The following is a 15,587-nucleotide window of genomic DNA, read 5'->3' as shown; positions in this document are numbered from 1 at the left end:
CGATGAACATAAAAACCACACATGTTGGATCTCTGCCCCGGACGCAGAAGGTCGTGGATTTCCTCTTCGACCGAGAAAACGGTGAACCCTGTGACAAGGCAGCATTCGATGCCTGCATGACTGCTGCCGTGTCCGAGACCGTGCGCAAACAAGCCGAGGCCGGGGTTGATATCGTCTCGGACGGCGAGACCTCAAAAATCTCCTATGCCACCTATGTGAAGGACCGCTACACCGGCTTTGCCGGTGACAGCCCGCGCAACGCGCCGGCGGACTTGAAGATGTTTCCGGGTTTTCTGGAACGTTTGGCGAATGACGGCGGAACGCCGCAATATGCGCGACCCATGTGCGTGGGCGAGGTGCGTTCGAGAGGGCAGGGCGAATTGCACAAGGACATAGACAATCTCAAGACCGCGATGGTCGAACACGGGGTCGAGCGCGGTTTTATGAATGCCGCCAGCCCCGGGGTGATCTCTCTGTTCCTGCAAAATGATTTCTACCCCACGCGCGAGGCCTATCTGTCCGCGCTGGCAGATGCGATGAAAGAAGAGTACGAGACCATCGTATCGGCTGGTCTGGATTTGCAACTGGATTGCCCGGATCTCGCCTTGTCGCGCCATATGCTGTTCACGGATCTTTCCGACGATGAGTTCGTGAAAATCGCGGACGTGCATGTCGAGGCACTGAACCACGCGCTGCAAAACGTCCCGTCTGACAAAGTACGTGTCCATATTTGCTGGGGCAATTACGAGGGCCCGCATTGCTGCGACATCGGCATGGACAAGGTGTTTTCGACGCTGATGTCCACCAAATCTCGCTATGTACTGTTCGAAACTTCGAACCCGCGACACGCGCATGAATGGACGGTGTTCCGCGACCGCAAGGAAGAAATTCCGGATGACAAGGTTCTGGTACCCGGCGTGGTCGACACCACGACGAACTTTGTTGAACACCCGGAACTGATCGCGCAGCGCACCGAGCGGTTTGCGAACATCGTAGGCGCCGAACGTGTGATTGCCGGATCGGATTGCGGCTTTGGCACCTTTGCAGGCTTTGGCGCGGTCGACCCGGATATCGCCTATGCCAAGCTGGGCGCGCTTGCCGAAGGGGCTGCATTGGTCAAATGACGCCTCTTATCATTCTGCCCGGCATGATGTGCGATGCGCGGCTGTTCACGCCGCAGATCGACGCTCTGTCAGGCAAATACCCGATCCTGTCTGCGCCCATCGGTGGACAGGACACAATGCAGGCGTTGGCTGCCGATGCGTTGGCTTATGCTCCCGATCGTTTTGCTATGGCGGGGCTCTCGATGGGTGGAATCGTTGCGATGGAAATCCTGCGGCAGGCCCCAGACCGTGTGGCCGGGTTGGCATTGATGGACACCAATCCACTGGCAGAGCTGGACGAGGTCAAGGCCAGACGCGGCCCTCAGATCGATGCGGTCGAACGCGGCAACCTACGCAATGTTATGGCCGAAGAAATGAAACCGAATTACCTGACGGACGGTCCTCGCCGCGCCGCCATTCTGGAATTGTGCATGGATATGGCCATGGATCTTGGGCAGGACGTTTTTATCAACCAATCCAAAGCTCTGCGTGATCGCCCAGATCAGAGCGACACCCTACGCGACTGGACCGGCCCGGCACTGGTTCTCTGTGGGCGCGACGATGCCCTGTGTCCTGTCTCAAGACATGGGTTAATGCACGAGCTGATGCCGCAGAGCCGATTGGAAATTATCGAAAACGCTGGTCATCTGCCGACTCTGGAACAACCGCAACAAACCACGGCGGCTCTGATCCGCTGGCTGGAGATGATATGAACCAATCCCTACTGGACCTGTTGAAAAAGGTCGACACTCCGACTGTTTGCAACGCCATCGAAGTGGCTCAGGGCAAGCGGGGATTCAATGATATTACCCGGGGCACAATGTTATGTTCCGATCCCGATGCGGGCGCGATGGTGGGTTATGCCCGTACCGCGATGATTGCCGCTGTTAATCCGCCGACCGAGGCACCAGAGGTGATCCGCAAGCGCCGTATGGACTATTACCGGCACATGGCTACCGGGATCGGCCCGGCAGTCACCGTGGTTGAGGATCTAGATTATCCCGATTGCATCGGCGCCTATTGGGGCGAGATTAATACGACTGTCCATAAGGGGTTCGGCATCTGTGGTGCGCTTACCAACGGAGTGATGCGCGATCTGGGCGATCTGCCCGATAACTTCCCAGTCGTCGCCGGATCAATCGGGCCCAGCCACGGGTTCGTACATGTGCGCGAAATCGGCACCCCGGTCTCGATCTTTGGCCTGGCGATTCAGAACGGCGATCTTGTGCATGCCGACCGGCATGGCGCTCTGGTGATCCCGCCCGAGGTGGTGGACGAGCTTGAACAGGCGATCATCAAGCTGCTTGAAACCGAAAGACTGATCCTGGATCCTGCTCGCGCATCAGGGTTCGATTTCGACGCCTTCGAAAAAGCATGGGCGGCGTTCGAAGCCTCGCGGACTTAAACTTGGGATCGGCTCTGGCGCTAAACCTTGCAAGAAGACAACTTATCCGTTCGACAGTTGTTGTCGCATTTGCGGCTGTGGTCATTCTGGTCACTATTGTTCTGCCCGTCGAATAGGGGGATTGACCAGAGCCAGGTCGGCCGGGCTCTGGAGTGAATGAGATCAATATATGTTTGCAAACCCGGACAAACTCCCAATTGTAAAATCAAGTGTAACTTCCGCAGCAACCGCTTGTCTCCGATGCGGAATCCGACTGACATTGGTCATTGCCATGAGCTGCCGAAGCCGTTTCTTCCTTCAAGGAGGTGAACCTACGATGGCGGGTAAGGCGTCTGATTTATAACACGAAAGGACTTCCATGGATTGTCAGGAACAAGCGTTGGCTGCAGCTAAGCAAACGGTATTGTCGCACCATCGTCTACTAGATAACGCTTCAAGCGTCGCGCTGGCCGAAGCACTTTCGATCGAAACAAGTTCGCAATGCAGGTTTCAATTCACGGCTCCGTTTAGAGAAGCCATCGGTGCTGAAGATGCAGTCACGAATTTCTGGAGCCAGCTTCGCAAGTCTTTTTCGCCGCTTCAACGCAGGCCGGATATCTTCTTTGCAGGCTGCAACCATATAGACGACGAGCCGGGTGTCTGGGTCGCCTCGATGGGGCACCTACTGGGCTTGTTCGATCAGCCGTTCCTTGGAATGCTTCCGACCCGGCAATCGACGATGCTGAGATACGCAGAGTTCAATCATGTGGTGGACGGCAAAATTACTGAATCCACGATATTTTTGGACGTATTGAACCTCATGGCGCAGGTCCGCGCCGAAGCTCTCCCGTCGTCGACCGCCGCGACGATTGTTACGCCCGGACCTCGTACACATGATGGTTTGCTCTACGCTGGCCAGCCCGCAAGTGAAGGTCAAAAGACCCTGAAACTGTTTCTCAGGATGATTGATCGGCTGCTGGCCGAAGATGTCCACACAACAAACACAGATTTATCGCTGGATTGGACCGATGACATGATTTGGTGGGGGCCGGGCGGCATCGGTGCGCCCTACACGCAAGGCCGCTACCTCGAACATCATTGCGTGCCTTTCGAGGAGGGTTTGAAGTGGGGAGACTTTTTTGGTCACCGAACAGAGTTTGCCGAAGGCCACTACGGCGGTTTCTTTGGTTGGCCGACCTTCGATGTCACGTCGCTTGGTGGATATATCGGGCTTGCCCCGAAATCCGAGAAGAAGGCGACGATGCGCGTTGTCGACCTCTACCGGCGGGAGGGTGATAAAATTGCCGAAAACTGGAACTTCATTGATCATCTGCACTTTCTTGAACAATTAGGTGTCGATCTTATTGCGCGACAACGCCTGCTTACCGGATTGGATTGAGGTTTTGATATTTTAGGAGAATCAAGTATAGTCGACATCGCATACGTATGCGATGTCGAGCAACCAAACTGCTCGTATCTGCTTCTAAGCTGACTCAACGAGGTCAAATCCAGGGAGAAAAAAATGTTTATCATCACTCGTCTGGCAGTTGCTTCAACTGCGCTTGGAATGACGGTCGGAGCTGCATTGGCTGATTGTCCGGTTACCAGCGGAAGCGTCAGAATTCTGGCCAATGACTTTCCGGCGCTGCATGCGGTTGTCGATAACGCCGAAGCGTGCATCGGAGAGGGGGCGGAATTCTCGAAGAACCACTCGACCAAACATAATGAAATTCAGGTTGCCGCGCTTACGGCCAATCCAGCCGAGTATACGACTAAGATCGTAGCAAATTCGTCCATCGTTCCTTTGTTGAATGACGGACTGATACGCCCGCTGGATGACCTGGTCGCCAAGCACGGTCAGAATTTGCAACCTAACCAGTTGATCAGAATTGACGGCAAGATCATGGCGATTGCCTTCATGGCCAATGCACAGCATCTGATCGTGCGTCAGGACATCCTCGACCAGGTTGGTAAAGAGACGCCGACTTCTTATGAAGAAGTGCTTGATGCCGCCGAAGCAATCCGTGCGGCTGGCATCATGGAATACCCTTTCGCGATGCTGACAAAGTCGGATTGGAACCTCGGTGAAGAAGTTGTGAATATGTATCTCGGCCACGGCGGAGAGTTCTTCAAGCCTGGTACGGCAGAGGTTTCGATTAACAACGAACAGGGTGTTGCAACTCTGAACATGCTGAAATCGTTGATGGAGTATTCCAATCCCGATTTCCTGACCTACAACACCGGAGCCGTGACACCGCTTTGGGAATCCGGTGAATTGGCCATGGCCGTATTGTGGGGAAGCTCTGTGGGTGGCCTCATCGACGACGAAGGTTCTACCCCGGAAATCGTGGCGGCAACCAAACCGACAGGAGCAATGACTGTGGCTGGCGGCGCGACGCCCGCGTCTTCCCTATGGTGGGATGGTTTCACCATTGCTTCAAACATCAGTGACGAGGATGCCGAGGCAACCTTTATAGCGATGGTTAATGGCATCTCGGATGACATGGTCATGGCCAACAACGACAAGGCAGTCTGGCTGATGGACAGCTACAAGCCCGGACTGGCGGCCGAAGGCGTTGCTGCTGCGGCGTCAGCCGGTGCAGATCCCTATCCCATGCTGCCATATATGGGGCTTCTGCATTCGGCATTCTTCCAAGAGGTGCCAGACTTCCTGCAGGGCAACGAAAGCGCTGAGCAAACTCTAGCTGACATCGAGGCGGCTTATACCGCTGCTGCGAAGGAACAAGGGTTCCTCAAGTAAACACTCAATTGGTGCGCGGCGCTCTTTCAGCGCCGCGCACAACTTTGTCGAGTTTTCGCTATGCCGCACGGAACTTTTGCACGATTTATCTGGCCGTCATTCCTGGCAATGATCCTGTTCATTGCCCTGCCGATCGTGTCGGTAGCGATGCAGTCGTTCTTTGTTGAACATGAACAGGTCATGCGCGAGGTCGAGAATTGCGGGCCCTTCACGTGTACCACGGTTCTACAGGTCGATGTGGAAGCAACCGAAGCGTTGAAGGCCGATGCACCTCTCGGGCGCTATAACGGATTGGGAACCTACACAAACCGTGGGCATCTGGCCTTTGACGAAGTGAGCGAGATCTGGGCAGCATCTGAATCTTTCGGGGGATTCATCGCGGGGGTTTACAACCTGCCGTTCTACAAGGCGCTTTTCTTCACGCTTGCCTATACCTTCGTCGTCACACCGTTGGTGATCGTCCTTGGTCTATTGATTGCCTTGGGCGTGAACCGCCTTCCAAAAGTCACCAAGGGGCCGACAATCTTTGCCTCGCTCTTGCCTATGATCGTGACGCCTCTGATCGGGGGCTTGATCCTTTTTTGGATGGTAGACGCAGACGGCATCATCGGGGCTACGCTGCAGATCATCTTTGACGATCCTGATCTGAGCCTGAAAGCTTCGGCACCGCTCACCTGGATCATGCTGATGGTCTACGGCGTCTGGCATTCAACGCCCTTTGCCTTCGTTGTGTTCTACGCGGGGTTACAAACGGTACCCACGGACACTCTCGAAGCTGCGAAGATCGACGGGGCAAGCCGGTTTCAACAGGTCCGCTATGTCATCGTCCCCTACATGATGCCGCTTCTGGTCTTCATCACCTTGATGCAGCTGATGGACAATTTCCGCGTCCTTGAACCCATCGTGTCCTTCTCGGCCGAAGCCAAGGCCAGATCGCTCAGTTGGATCATCTACAACGACCTTTCGGGGCAGGATAAACTCTTCGGCTCGGCCGCAGCGACATCGATGCTGACAATCTTCGGCGTTGCCATCCTGCTGACACCAGTGCTGATCAAGACCTGGCGCGACTTTAATCGGAGGGCCGTCTAATGGCATCGACGGCAAGTAAATCACCACGTCTGCTCACCTGGTTCACAACCTCCATGATCATCTTCTGGCTGATGATTGCGATCGGGCCGTTTGTCTGGACGGTCTGGGGATCTTTCAAGGTTCAGGGCGATTTCTTTTCCAAAGCCGATTGGCGGAACGCCATTTATGGGTTCTATACCCTGTCCGAAACCGGAGGCAGCTTCACCGGCAACGGATATTACGGCGCCTGGATTCAGGAAGAGTTCTGGCGGAACGTGCTGAACACCACGATTGTCGTTGTTTGCACCGTCATTATTTCTTTAACCCTTGGAACCTTGGGCGGATACGCGTTGGCGCGTTCCGGATATCGTTACGCTTTCTGGCTTCTGATCGCAGCACTCGTGTTTCGGGCCATGCCGCATATCACGCTGGTCTCAGGCTACCTTCTGCCATTTTTCGAATGGAACATTTGGGGAAGACTCTCGACCACAATTGTCGTTCTGGTGGCAATTAATCAGCCGTTCACGCTTTGGATGTTGCACTCGTTCTTTCTGAATATCCCCAAGGATATGGACGAAAGCGCTATGGTCGATGGCTGCACCCGGTTCCAGGCGTTCTGGCATGTGATAATTCCGGTTATGTGGCCGGGCGTCATTACCACCGGGCTATTTTCTTTCCTCCTAGCCTATAATGATTTTGCAATTACCTCGATGCTTCTGAGTTCGGAAAACCAGACGATGGTACCCAAGATCGCAAGTTTCCTGACCCAGATACGCGAACAGGGCAACGTGATGTTTGCCGTTTCGGCGGTGGTGAGTGCCATGGTGCCTCTGTTCTTCCTGGTTTTGTTCTTCCAACGCCAGATCGTTAGCGGGCTAACTGCGGGCGCGGTGAAAGGGTGACGCGATGGAACGTCTGACACTCGCCCCCGCTCCGCTGATTTTCACATGGTATCTGGGAGATCGTCTTCAAACCTAGGGTGTGTCGCGCCGTTAACGCAACGCCGCAACCCAATCGTCACCTCTAGATCAAGGAAGATCCATGTCAGTAGACCTGCAATCCGCCAAGTCGCTTGTTCAAGCGTACTCCACCGCCCGTGACAAAGGCGCCCCCGGGGCCGAAACCGCTGCTGCTTGCGCAGAGTACCTGTCCCCTGCGCACACCTACCGCGGTATGCGCCCGTTTTACGAGGTCGAAGGGCCTGAAACACTGGCCGACACCGTCTGGACACCGCTGAAGAATGCCATGTCCGCCATCCAGCGGCGTCCCGATATCTTTTTCGCAAGTCACGCCGATCTTGACCCGGGTGCGGGAACCTGGGTTGTTGAAATGGGCAATTTCCTGTGCGATTTCACGGACGACTGGCTGGGCATATCCGCCACCGGAAAAACCACCTATCTGCCCTACGCGACGATGTCTCGGGTCCAGGACGGAGCCATTGTCGAAACGGTCGAGTTTCTGGATATTCTCGCCGTCTTGAGCCAGGCAGGCCGGAACCCGCTGGCGAAACACCAGACCGGGGGCATGATGATGTCGCCGGGACCAATGACCCACAACGGGCTTCTGTATGACCCCCAGCCCCGGGACCTGACCCAGAGCACCTATGATTTAACCCACGCCATGCTGACCGATCTGGCGCTGAGCTATACGTCGCCCGGCGATCATCTGGTCCGGTTCTGGAACGCGGACATGAACTGGTTCGGCCCGGCCGGCATCGGAGCCAGCCTCTCTATTCCCGGCTACCAACGCGGACACACCCTGCCTTTCGAAGCAAAGCAAGACGTGGTGAAGATCCACGATTGGGAACTTGCACTGGCCGAAGGCAACATTGCCGCCGTCATGTGGTGGCCTTGCCTGACCCTTCGCAACACCGGCGATTACCTCGGCGCGCCTGCCAATGACGTGGCTGCCGAAATGCGCGTCGTGGACCTCTACCGCCGCGACGACGACAAGCTTGCCGAGAACTGGATATTCATCGACATCCTGCATTTCCTTGCCGAACAGGGCGTCGATCTTCTGGCCAATACTGGAGAGACCGTATGACCCAATTCATGCCTGATCGCTCGAAATCGCATCATCCGGCCGCCGCCCTGTCGCGGGGTCACATGCCCACGTTGTTCGACATATCTCTAAAGAACTACACCAAGGGCGGGGCGCACCGCATCCCGCCCTATCTCGGGCCGTCGCAATCGCTTGCCGGGTTCGATCCCGAGTACCGCAACATCGTCGACTATATCGTCCGCATCACCTATCGCATCTGGGAAACCGAGGCCCGTGAAGTCGAATATATCGAAGCCTGTTATTCCGACGATAGCCTTGTCTATGACGACTATGGTCTGCAGCACGGCAACGCCAAGATTGTCGGCGACACGCACCACACGACCGGCGCAATCCCCGACATTATCCTTATCGCGGAAGAGGTGATCTGGGCTGGCGATGACACTATCGGATTTCACACTTCACACCTGACGCGCATCAAGGGCAAGAACACCGGGCCGAGCAAATACGGCGACCCGACCGGAGCTGAGGTCGACGTCATGGTCATTGCCAACTGTGTGGCACTTGGCAACGACATTTTCCTGGAGCACGTGCTTTACAACACATCCGCCATGCTCAAGCAGTTGGGCCTTGATCTTTGGGAAGAGGCGGACAGGCTGGCCGCCGATCCTTTCCCCGGCTGGCCGCGCAGCGCCGAAACTTGGGCCGATTTGCGGTCCGGCGTGCGCCCTGAGCGCCCGTTGAGCGTTGGCGAACCTGTTGAGGGGTTCGACCCCGATGCTTTTGCCAGAGCCGTCCATGACGGCCTTTGGAATGGCGATGGGGCGGCACTGGATGAATGCTATGCCGCCGATGTGTCATTCGAAGGGACAACCGATCGCAAGTTTTTCGGGCGGGACGCTTATCGCGCCTACATCGCCGAACTGCGTGAAGCCTTCCCTGACATGAAACACCATGTCGACGAGGTCTACTGGATGGGCAACGATGACGACGGTTATCTGATTTCGACCCGTTGGAGCGCCGATGCCACCCATACCGGCGGCATTCTCTACCGAGACCCCACGGGGCAGAAATGCCAGATCTGGGGCATCACGCAACAGCGCGTCAAGAATGGCGTGGTTCAGCAGGAATGGCAGCTTTTCAACGAGTTGGACCTGATGATCCAGATCGCCATGGCCCGCCGCGATGGCTGATAATCAGGACGCCAAGGCGCTTGTCCGCTCCGCCAATGCGGCTATTGATGCGGCAGGCACGGAAAGTGTTTCCGCGGCGATGACACCTCATTTCGCCGCCAATCTTGCGTGGCGCGGCATGTACCCGTTTCATGAGCAGATCGGTCCGGAACGCGTTGCTGACGTCTTCTGGCGGCCGTTGAAACAGGCCATGGGGCCATTGCAACGGCGGCCGGACATTTTCTTTGCCGGACGGAACGAACTTGACGGGTTTTCCTCGGTCTGGGTTGTCGAAATGGGGCATCTGATGGGCACATGGGATCAGTCCTGGATCGGGCTCGCTCCCTCCCACAAGCTTTCCTTTCTGCGCTATTGCGAGTTTCACCGCATTGAGAAGGAAAAGATCGTCGAAACCGCCTGCTACGTCGATATCCTGAACCTTTTGGCGCAATCGGGACGTCATCCAAGCGCGGGCACAACCGGGTCGGTCCTGTTGACGCCTGGACCTGCGACGCATGATGGCCTTTTGTACGATGCGCATTCGGAAACCGAAGGCCGGGCGAGTGTCGGTCTGATCTCTGACATGGTCACCGACTTGCGCGCGAACAAAGTTGGCTCGCCCGAAGACCACATGACCCGTTTCTGGACGCCCAATATGTGCTGGTTCGGCCCCGGCGGCATCGGCGCCAGCGCATTCTTCGATGGTTATCGGCGCGGCCACTCAGGACCGTTCGAGGAGGGTCTGGAATACGTTCGCCACACCGAACATGTCGCGCGTTTGGGCGAGGGCAACTACGGCGGGTTCTTCGGCTATCCCAGCCTATCCCTACGGTCGAAGGGTGGGTTTCTTGGTCTACCGCCTGGCGAAGTCGAAGCCGACATGCGGATCGTGGATCTCTACCGCCGCGATGGCGAAAAACTGGCCGAGAACTGGATCTTCATCGACATCCCACATTTCATGGCCATGCAAGGAGTGGACATTCTGGCAGAGCTTGGGCGCGAAAGCTGATCAGGTTCTGTTTGCCACGGTGCCGCGCTCGACCAGTTCTGGCACGATGCTCACGTTACCGGCTGTGTCGTTTCCGGCTATCGCAGCTAGCATCAGCGAGACGGATTGGTCGATCATCCGGTTGATCGGCTGACGCAATGTCGTCAGATCATACTCAGGCAATGCCGCCATTGGAATGTCGTCAAAGCCGACAATCGACACGTCTTGCGGCACCGTGAGTTTCAACTCGCTGCGAATTACTCCGAGTGCTTCGATCGCCATGTAGTCGTTGGCGATGAAGATCGCATCTGGCCGCTTTGACGCTGGTCTGTCCAAAAGTTTGAGGGCAGCAGAGCGCGTCGCGGCCAGATCAAAATGCCCGGCAGCATGATCAAACAGGCTGTGTCCCTGGTCCGACAGCTCTTGCTCAAATCCCAATTGGCGGTCGCGCCCGGTCGAAGACTCCGCCCAACCGGACAGCAACGCAATCTTCTGGTGTCCAGTTTCAATGAGATAGCGCGCTGCCAAGCGTCCACCCAGGACATTGTCTGACGACACGCAAGACACACCTTCCTCAGCCTTTATCCGGTTGAACATAACGACTGAGATACCTTGATCCTGGCAATGCTTGCAAAGCGACGAAGACAGTTCGACCGATGCGGTGATGATCCCGTCAACCTTGTATTCCAGCAATTCGGACACCGTCTCTTCGACCCCGACTGCGGTTTCCGGCATCATGAAAACCATCGCGTGATAGCCGTTCTTCTGCAATTCGATACAGAGCTTTTCCAGTGCCAGCGCATAGAATTGATTGTCCAGATAGCTGAACAGCAAGGCGATGATCTTCGAGCGCCCAGTGATCATCGACCGGGCAAGAGCGTTTGGCCAATAGCCCAGTTCCTTGGCCGCATCGAAGATTCTCTTCTTCGCTTCCGCCGACACGCCAGACTGAGTGGGTACACGAGAGAAGGCGCGGCTCACGGCGGATTGCGACACGCCCGCCCGTTTGGCGACGTCGACCGAAGTTACTGAATTCTTCCTGGCCATGTTCCAGATGCCCCGAATTTTTTGTTCCATTTGCCCCGTAATCAACGGAGAATCCGAGGATATTTTCTGCGTGGGCCGGAAGACTTTCCACGATCCTATCTCTACCGAATGACCCAGGTCAATTGACGGATAGGTAGTATGTTTTGAAGCCTTCAACCCGTCTCGACGTCCGCTCATTTCAGTCGTTCTAAGCGGCAGAGGTTTCGTTTCGTCTTGGCGCTGCACATCCTCAAACCATTGGGTGTCCTGCAGGGTTTTGTTGCAAAGATTTGAGTCCGTTCAGTTGTTTCAACAATCGCTTGTGACTCAGATGGCGAGCTCAGCGAACTGCTGAAATGGGCAGAGTCCGGGCGTGAGTTGCCCTTTACGGATCATGTGCGACACTTCGATTCCGTCGAGCGTTGCCGCCGCTGAAGCAAAGGCCTTGAACCCCAGCATTGGCCTTGTGCGCCGCTTGATGAAACGGTGGTCCTGTTCCACGATATTGTTCAAGTATTTCCGCCTCACCATCTCAATTGGGATCGGGCAGCCAAAGCCTTTGAGCATTTTGTTGATAGCCTTGATGCCGGCGGTGTTGGCACCGCTCTTGTCGATCACAATCTTCCTCGGCAATCCATTGATCTCCAACATCCTGGCGAAGAACTTGGTGGCGGCTGGTTTGTTTCGACGTCGTGAAAGCATGAAATCAAGGGTCTTGCCGTGCTTGTCGACAGCTCGATAGAGGTAAACCCACGCGCCTTTAACTTTGACGTAAGTTTCGTCCATTCTCCACGAACGATTACATGGCCCTTTGCGGCGACGTGCTGCCTCAGCGATTGCACCAGAATACCGTGTTACCCATCGGTTTAGCGTGGTGTGGTCCACTGAAACACCGCGCTCGGCCATGATTTCTTCCAGATCCCGATATGACACACCGTATCGGACGTAGAAAAACACCGCGAACAGGATCACATCCTTCGGATATTGCGCGCCTTTGAAGGAAATCATGAACTGACTTTCGACTGACTATACCGAAAGTCATTCGCCCGTAGCATCTGACCTCGTCAACAGCCAAATCTTTGCAACAGATCCCATTGCAAAACAGCGCTGACGTTAATTCAGGCACCGCAAAAACCATTGTACTTATTAAGGCGGCCCCGGTTACCGGGCAGAAGCACGGCGAAACTGTATGTTGTGCCGGTATAGACATATACGGCAAATGGCATCGAATGTATCCGGTTTCCTTTCGTCTCTTGGAGGATGCTAAACGCTTCGGCCGTTGGGACATTGTTACATACAACTGGCGAAGGCCCACCGATGATGACCGCATAGAAAGTCGTCACGTTAACAGTCAATCGCTCGAAATCTCTGGTTGTATGAAAAAAGCTGAGCGGGCTAACTTCTTAGACAACCATATCGTTACAAGTCTCAACGCCGAGGCCGAGGCCGGCCGCTCACTTGCGTTGCTACGTCCATCGATAAAAGAGTTTGTGATAAGCCCTAAGTCTCAAAGCGAAGTTGCGGCGGAACAACGTAAGATCGACAATTATCACGCTCAAAGCGATATGTTTGCTCCACAGCCAGGCGTGCCCCGTGTCGCATGTCCCTACGACTTTAAGTACAAGTACAGTACAGACGATGGCGACCGAACTGGAACGTGCCAAGACTGGGAAACCGAGGCCACGTTTTACAAATGGCGCAATGAGTATGGGGAGCAAGGTGCGCTAACCCATATGCAAGAGGCATACGGTCACACGTTGCCACAAAGAGGTTTGTATTTCGCGATGGGTACGCATTCTCGCCACCGCGATACTTGGCTTGTCAATGGCCTCGTGCAGCTTAGAGCCACAAAGCAACCATCACTTTTCTAACGCCTCAATTTGCTGATTTGCATTTCCAATGCGAATACCCAATGCCCAATTGTCAACTGGAATGTCCGGTTTTGCATGATCCATTCAAGGCATCGCGCCTGCAGCGAATGACCGGTTTCCGCCCACTCTGTCAGCATCAACCATCTGAGGACTGCTCCAAATTCAACCAATATCGCGTGTAGCGACGCTCCCCGGTTCGGGACAAGGCACCTCTTTCGACCAGTTCCTGTAGATCCCGGGTTGCAGTCGCTCTCGAGGTTCTGGTGATCGCCAGGTAATTTTCAGCGCTCAAACCACCTTTGAAACCGTCGGGCCCTTCTCGAAATATCCGCTCGATAACTTTGGCTTGCCGGTCATTTAACTGCGCGCGATGGCGATCATAGAAATGCGCCTTTGCAATAAAGAAACCGACACGTTCCAACGTCACCTGTTGCGCAGACAACACCGTTTCAGCGAACCACTCGAGCCAAGTCGTGACATCCAATGTCTTCTGATGGCGTTCTAGTTGATCGTAGTAAAGCTTCCTCTCCCGCTCAATAGTGAAAGCGAGTGCAATCAGGCTTGGCTGCCCGATGTTCTGTGCCAGCGACTTCTCGGCCAAGGCTCGACCAAGACGGCCGTTTCCATCCTCAAAGGGATGTATGCTTTCAAAGTAGAGGTGGCTGAGGCCAGCGCGCGTCAATCCCGGAAGTGGGTGTTCGGAGTCGGGAGATGTCATGTTGAACCAGTCAACAAAGCGGTCCATCTCACCTTGAATGCGCACAGACGGTGGCGCTTCGAAATGTACCGTTGGACGATCATAGCTGCCTGAAACGATCTGCATCGCATCCTCATGCCGCCGGTAAGCGCCAATTGATTCCAGATTTCGATCATGGGACAGCAACATACTATGCCATCGGAATAGGGTCTCGTCCGTCAACACTTCTGCATAATTTGAATACACATCGACCATCATCTCAGCGACGCCGTGTTCCCGTGGCTTTGCCGGATAGATGTCGGTTGACAATCCAAGCTGACGACGAAGTGAGGACTGGACGCTGCGCCGGTCCAGCATTTCGCCTTCAATGGCACTGGTTTTCATGGCCTCATCGCTGAGCAAGTCGATGCGGAGTTGCTCCCGCTCAGAGGGACTGACATGAAGCACAGCACCAAGAATCTCACCGGAAGAGAGCAAGAACTTCTCCTCAAGGGGTGCGATCTTTGACGCGTCATACCGGAATTCCGGCCATTCAGGTATCTGCCAGTTCCAAGGCATGAGGCATAGAAACCTTTTCTATAACTCGAGTATTAAGACATTGTGAGTTATAGAAGTCAATTCTATGGCTCACACTCGTTGGATTGATGGAGTGAGCTAATAGAAATTCCCCGGTGGCGGTCAACAATCCCCCCCTGCCCTTCATAACAAGGTTTGGTTGCGACGGGTGTCCCAAGTTTTGTCCAAGCTATCTTTGGTATTCAAACGCGTCTGGTTCGAGCTCTTCCCAAAACGCGAAGATCGCGGATGAATTCAAACCCGACCTCCACCCATGCGCACGAAAGTGTTCGCGATCCAGATCGTCAGTCAGACCGGATAGAAATAGCCTTTTGTCGGCGTCGCGCTGCGTTGGGTTTCGCCGCGAAACCAGCTCTTCGACGACGGCCAGTTTCCGCGCCCGTTCAGAGCGCTCTGCCGCACGGGCTTCATATGCCTGATCTTCGCGCGCCTGGGTCTCTTCCCGTTTCCGGACCGCTTCAAGTGTTTCGGGGCTGGGTTCAGCGGGTTCGGGTTTGTCTGGCATCCTGTAGTCTTCGCGCAATGCAGCAGACAGATATCCGACTGTCGATTTAACATCCCGCTGCCGTTCACTCATATAGTCGAGCTTTTCCTGTACATAGTCCTCACCATGTTCGGCAATCCACTGGCGCGCCAGACGATCCGCGACGCCCTGCTTTCGCATTGTCTTGTAAACTGGCAGATTGCGCGGCTTTGTCGCATTCTTTTCGGAAGTATGAATGCTCGTAAGAAATTGCTGTGTTTAGACTGCGAGTTCTGCGAATTGCCGAAACGGACAGAGTCCGGGCGTGAACTGACCTTTGCGGATCATGTTCGCGACTTCGACTCCGTCCAGAGTTGCAGAAGCGGATTCAAACTATTTGAACCCGAGCATTGGGCGGATCCGGCGTTTGATAAATCGATGGTCTTGTTCAATGATGTTGTTGAGATACTTCCGCCTGAC

Annotated in this window: 15 protein-coding genes and 1 pseudogene; 11 read left to right on the top strand and 5 right to left on the bottom strand. The window is 55.0% G+C overall.

All coding sequences use genetic code 11. The annotated features are described in order from the left end of the window. The first annotated feature begins 2 nt into the window (after positions 1 to 2). The 10 genes from Q0816_RS06790 to Q0816_RS06745 all read left to right on the top strand — a co-directional run bounded on the left by Q0816_RS06790 (position 3) and on the right by Q0816_RS06745 (position 10,495). On the top strand, positions 3 to 1,124 hold the full coding sequence (locus Q0816_RS06790) for a cobalamin-independent methionine synthase II family protein (RefSeq protein ID WP_298848925.1): 1,122 nt from the start codon (positions 3 to 5) through the stop codon (positions 1,122 to 1,124). After that, positions 1,121 to 1,816 (top strand): alpha/beta fold hydrolase, encoded by a 696-nt coding sequence (locus Q0816_RS06785; RefSeq protein ID WP_298848922.1) that lies wholly within the window; start codon positions 1,121 to 1,123, stop codon positions 1,814 to 1,816. Before Q0816_RS06790 ends, Q0816_RS06785 begins: the two co-directional genes overlap by 4 nt. Continuing rightward, positions 1,813 to 2,508, top strand: coding sequence for an RraA family protein (locus tag Q0816_RS06780; protein ID WP_298848919.1), 696 nt, complete (start codon positions 1,813 to 1,815; stop codon positions 2,506 to 2,508). The genes Q0816_RS06785 and Q0816_RS06780 overlap by 4 nt, the downstream gene beginning before the upstream one ends. A gap of 358 nt (positions 2,509 to 2,866) precedes the next feature. Next, complete coding sequence (locus Q0816_RS06775; RefSeq protein WP_298848917.1) at positions 2,867 to 3,886, top strand: ester cyclase; 1,020 nt, start codon at positions 2,867 to 2,869, stop codon at positions 3,884 to 3,886. A 123-nt stretch (positions 3,887 to 4,009) separates the two neighbouring features. Beyond that, positions 4,010 to 5,248 (top strand): extracellular solute-binding protein, encoded by a 1,239-nt coding sequence (locus Q0816_RS06770; protein ID WP_298848915.1) that lies wholly within the window; start codon positions 4,010 to 4,012, stop codon positions 5,246 to 5,248. A 60-nt stretch (positions 5,249 to 5,308) separates the two neighbouring features. Beyond that, positions 5,309 to 6,337, top strand: coding sequence for a carbohydrate ABC transporter permease (locus Q0816_RS06765; RefSeq protein WP_298848913.1), 1,029 nt, complete (start codon positions 5,309 to 5,311; stop codon positions 6,335 to 6,337). After that, positions 6,337 to 7,218 (top strand): carbohydrate ABC transporter permease, encoded by an 882-nt coding sequence (locus Q0816_RS06760; protein WP_170766292.1) that lies wholly within the window; start codon positions 6,337 to 6,339, stop codon positions 7,216 to 7,218. The genes Q0816_RS06765 and Q0816_RS06760 overlap by 1 nt, the downstream gene beginning before the upstream one ends. A 139-nt stretch (positions 7,219 to 7,357) precedes the next feature. Next, positions 7,358 to 8,359 carry a nuclear transport factor 2 family protein gene (locus Q0816_RS06755; protein WP_298848909.1) on the top strand — a complete coding sequence of 334 codons (1,002 nt, stop codon included), beginning with the start codon at positions 7,358 to 7,360 and terminating at the stop codon, positions 8,357 to 8,359. Next, a complete protein-coding gene (locus Q0816_RS06750) occupies positions 8,356 to 9,507 on the top strand; it encodes an ester cyclase (RefSeq protein ID WP_298848907.1) in 1,152 nt (383 codons plus the stop codon). The genes Q0816_RS06755 and Q0816_RS06750 overlap by 4 nt, the downstream gene beginning before the upstream one ends. Further along, on the top strand, positions 9,500 to 10,495 hold the full coding sequence (locus tag Q0816_RS06745; RefSeq protein ID WP_298848905.1) for a nuclear transport factor 2 family protein: 996 nt from the start codon (positions 9,500 to 9,502) through the stop codon (positions 10,493 to 10,495). The genes Q0816_RS06750 and Q0816_RS06745 overlap by 8 nt, the downstream gene beginning before the upstream one ends. On the opposite strand, the gene Q0816_RS06740 is transcribed toward Q0816_RS06745, so the two are convergent. Then, positions 10,496 to 11,551: a LacI family DNA-binding transcriptional regulator gene (locus Q0816_RS06740; protein WP_298848903.1), complete on the bottom strand. Its 1,056-nt coding sequence runs from the start codon at positions 11,549 to 11,551 to the stop codon at positions 10,496 to 10,498. It abuts the gene before it with no gap. A gap of 276 nt (positions 11,552 to 11,827) precedes the next feature. Beyond that, positions 11,828 to 12,508: an IS6 family transposase gene (locus Q0816_RS06735; protein WP_298848901.1), complete on the bottom strand. Its 681-nt coding sequence runs from the start codon at positions 12,506 to 12,508 to the stop codon at positions 11,828 to 11,830. A 71-nt stretch (positions 12,509 to 12,579) separates the two neighbouring features. Between Q0816_RS06735 and Q0816_RS06730 the strand changes: the two genes are divergently transcribed. Further along, entirely contained in the window at positions 12,580 to 13,371 is a 792-nt protein-coding gene (locus Q0816_RS06730) for a hypothetical protein (RefSeq protein WP_298848899.1), read from the top strand. Between the two features lie 136 nt (positions 13,372 to 13,507). Here Q0816_RS06730 and Q0816_RS06725 read toward each other — a convergent pair whose 3' ends face one another. From Q0816_RS06725 to Q0816_RS06715, 3 genes and pseudogenes are all read right to left on the bottom strand, one after another. Beyond that, complete coding sequence (locus Q0816_RS06725) at positions 13,508 to 14,626, bottom strand: Fic family protein (protein WP_298848897.1); 1,119 nt, start codon at positions 14,624 to 14,626, stop codon at positions 13,508 to 13,510. Positions 14,627 to 14,813: 187 nt separating this feature from the next. Beyond that, positions 14,814 to 15,308 (bottom strand): hypothetical protein, encoded by a 495-nt coding sequence (locus Q0816_RS06720; protein ID WP_367180470.1) that lies wholly within the window; start codon positions 15,306 to 15,308, stop codon positions 14,814 to 14,816. Positions 15,309 to 15,386: 78 nt separating this feature from the next. Then, positions 15,387 to 15,587, bottom strand: a pseudogene (locus tag Q0816_RS06715) (DDE-type integrase/transposase/recombinase); the annotation flags it as partial.

Source organism: uncultured Ruegeria sp., assembly GCF_947497005.1.
GTDB lineage: Bacteria > Pseudomonadota > Alphaproteobacteria > Rhodobacterales > Rhodobacteraceae > Ruegeria.
Note: the sequence above shows the minus strand (reverse complement) of the source record. Positions and strands in the feature narration are given on the sequence as shown.

Excerpts from the sequence above, each read along its gene's own strand:
- Q0816_RS06780 (WP_298848919.1), top strand. The coding sequence starts at position 1,813 with ATGAACCAATCCCTACTGGACCTGTTGAAAAAGGTCGACACTCCGACT.
- Q0816_RS06745 (WP_298848905.1), top strand. The coding sequence starts at position 9,500 with ATGGCTGATAATCAGGACGCCAAGGCGCTTGTCCGCTCCGCCAATGCG.
- Q0816_RS06785 (WP_298848922.1), top strand. The coding sequence starts at position 1,121 with ATGACGCCTCTTATCATTCTGCCCGGCATGATGTGCGATGCGCGGCTG.
- Q0816_RS06765 (WP_298848913.1), top strand. The coding sequence starts at position 5,309 with ATGCCGCACGGAACTTTTGCACGATTTATCTGGCCGTCATTCCTGGCA.
- Q0816_RS06790 (WP_298848925.1), top strand. The coding sequence starts at position 3 with ATGAACATAAAAACCACACATGTTGGATCTCTGCCCCGGACGCAGAAG.
- Q0816_RS06725 (WP_298848897.1), bottom strand. The coding sequence starts at position 14,626 with ATGCCTTGGAACTGGCAGATACCTGAATGGCCGGAATTCCGGTATGAC.
- Q0816_RS06720 (WP_367180470.1), bottom strand. The coding sequence starts at position 15,308 with ATGCGAAAGCAGGGCGTCGCGGATCGTCTGGCGCGCCAGTGGATTGCC.
- Q0816_RS06755 (WP_298848909.1), top strand. The coding sequence starts at position 7,358 with ATGTCAGTAGACCTGCAATCCGCCAAGTCGCTTGTTCAAGCGTACTCC.
- Q0816_RS06775 (WP_298848917.1), top strand. The coding sequence starts at position 2,867 with ATGGATTGTCAGGAACAAGCGTTGGCTGCAGCTAAGCAAACGGTATTG.
- Q0816_RS06770 (WP_298848915.1), top strand. The coding sequence starts at position 4,010 with ATGTTTATCATCACTCGTCTGGCAGTTGCTTCAACTGCGCTTGGAATG.
- Q0816_RS06740 (WP_298848903.1), bottom strand. The coding sequence starts at position 11,551 with ATGGAACAAAAAATTCGGGGCATCTGGAACATGGCCAGGAAGAATTCA.
- Q0816_RS06760 (WP_170766292.1), top strand. The coding sequence starts at position 6,337 with ATGGCATCGACGGCAAGTAAATCACCACGTCTGCTCACCTGGTTCACA.
- Q0816_RS06735 (WP_298848901.1), bottom strand. The coding sequence starts at position 12,508 with ATGATTTCCTTCAAAGGCGCGCAATATCCGAAGGATGTGATCCTGTTC.
- Q0816_RS06750 (WP_298848907.1), top strand. The coding sequence starts at position 8,356 with ATGACCCAATTCATGCCTGATCGCTCGAAATCGCATCATCCGGCCGCC.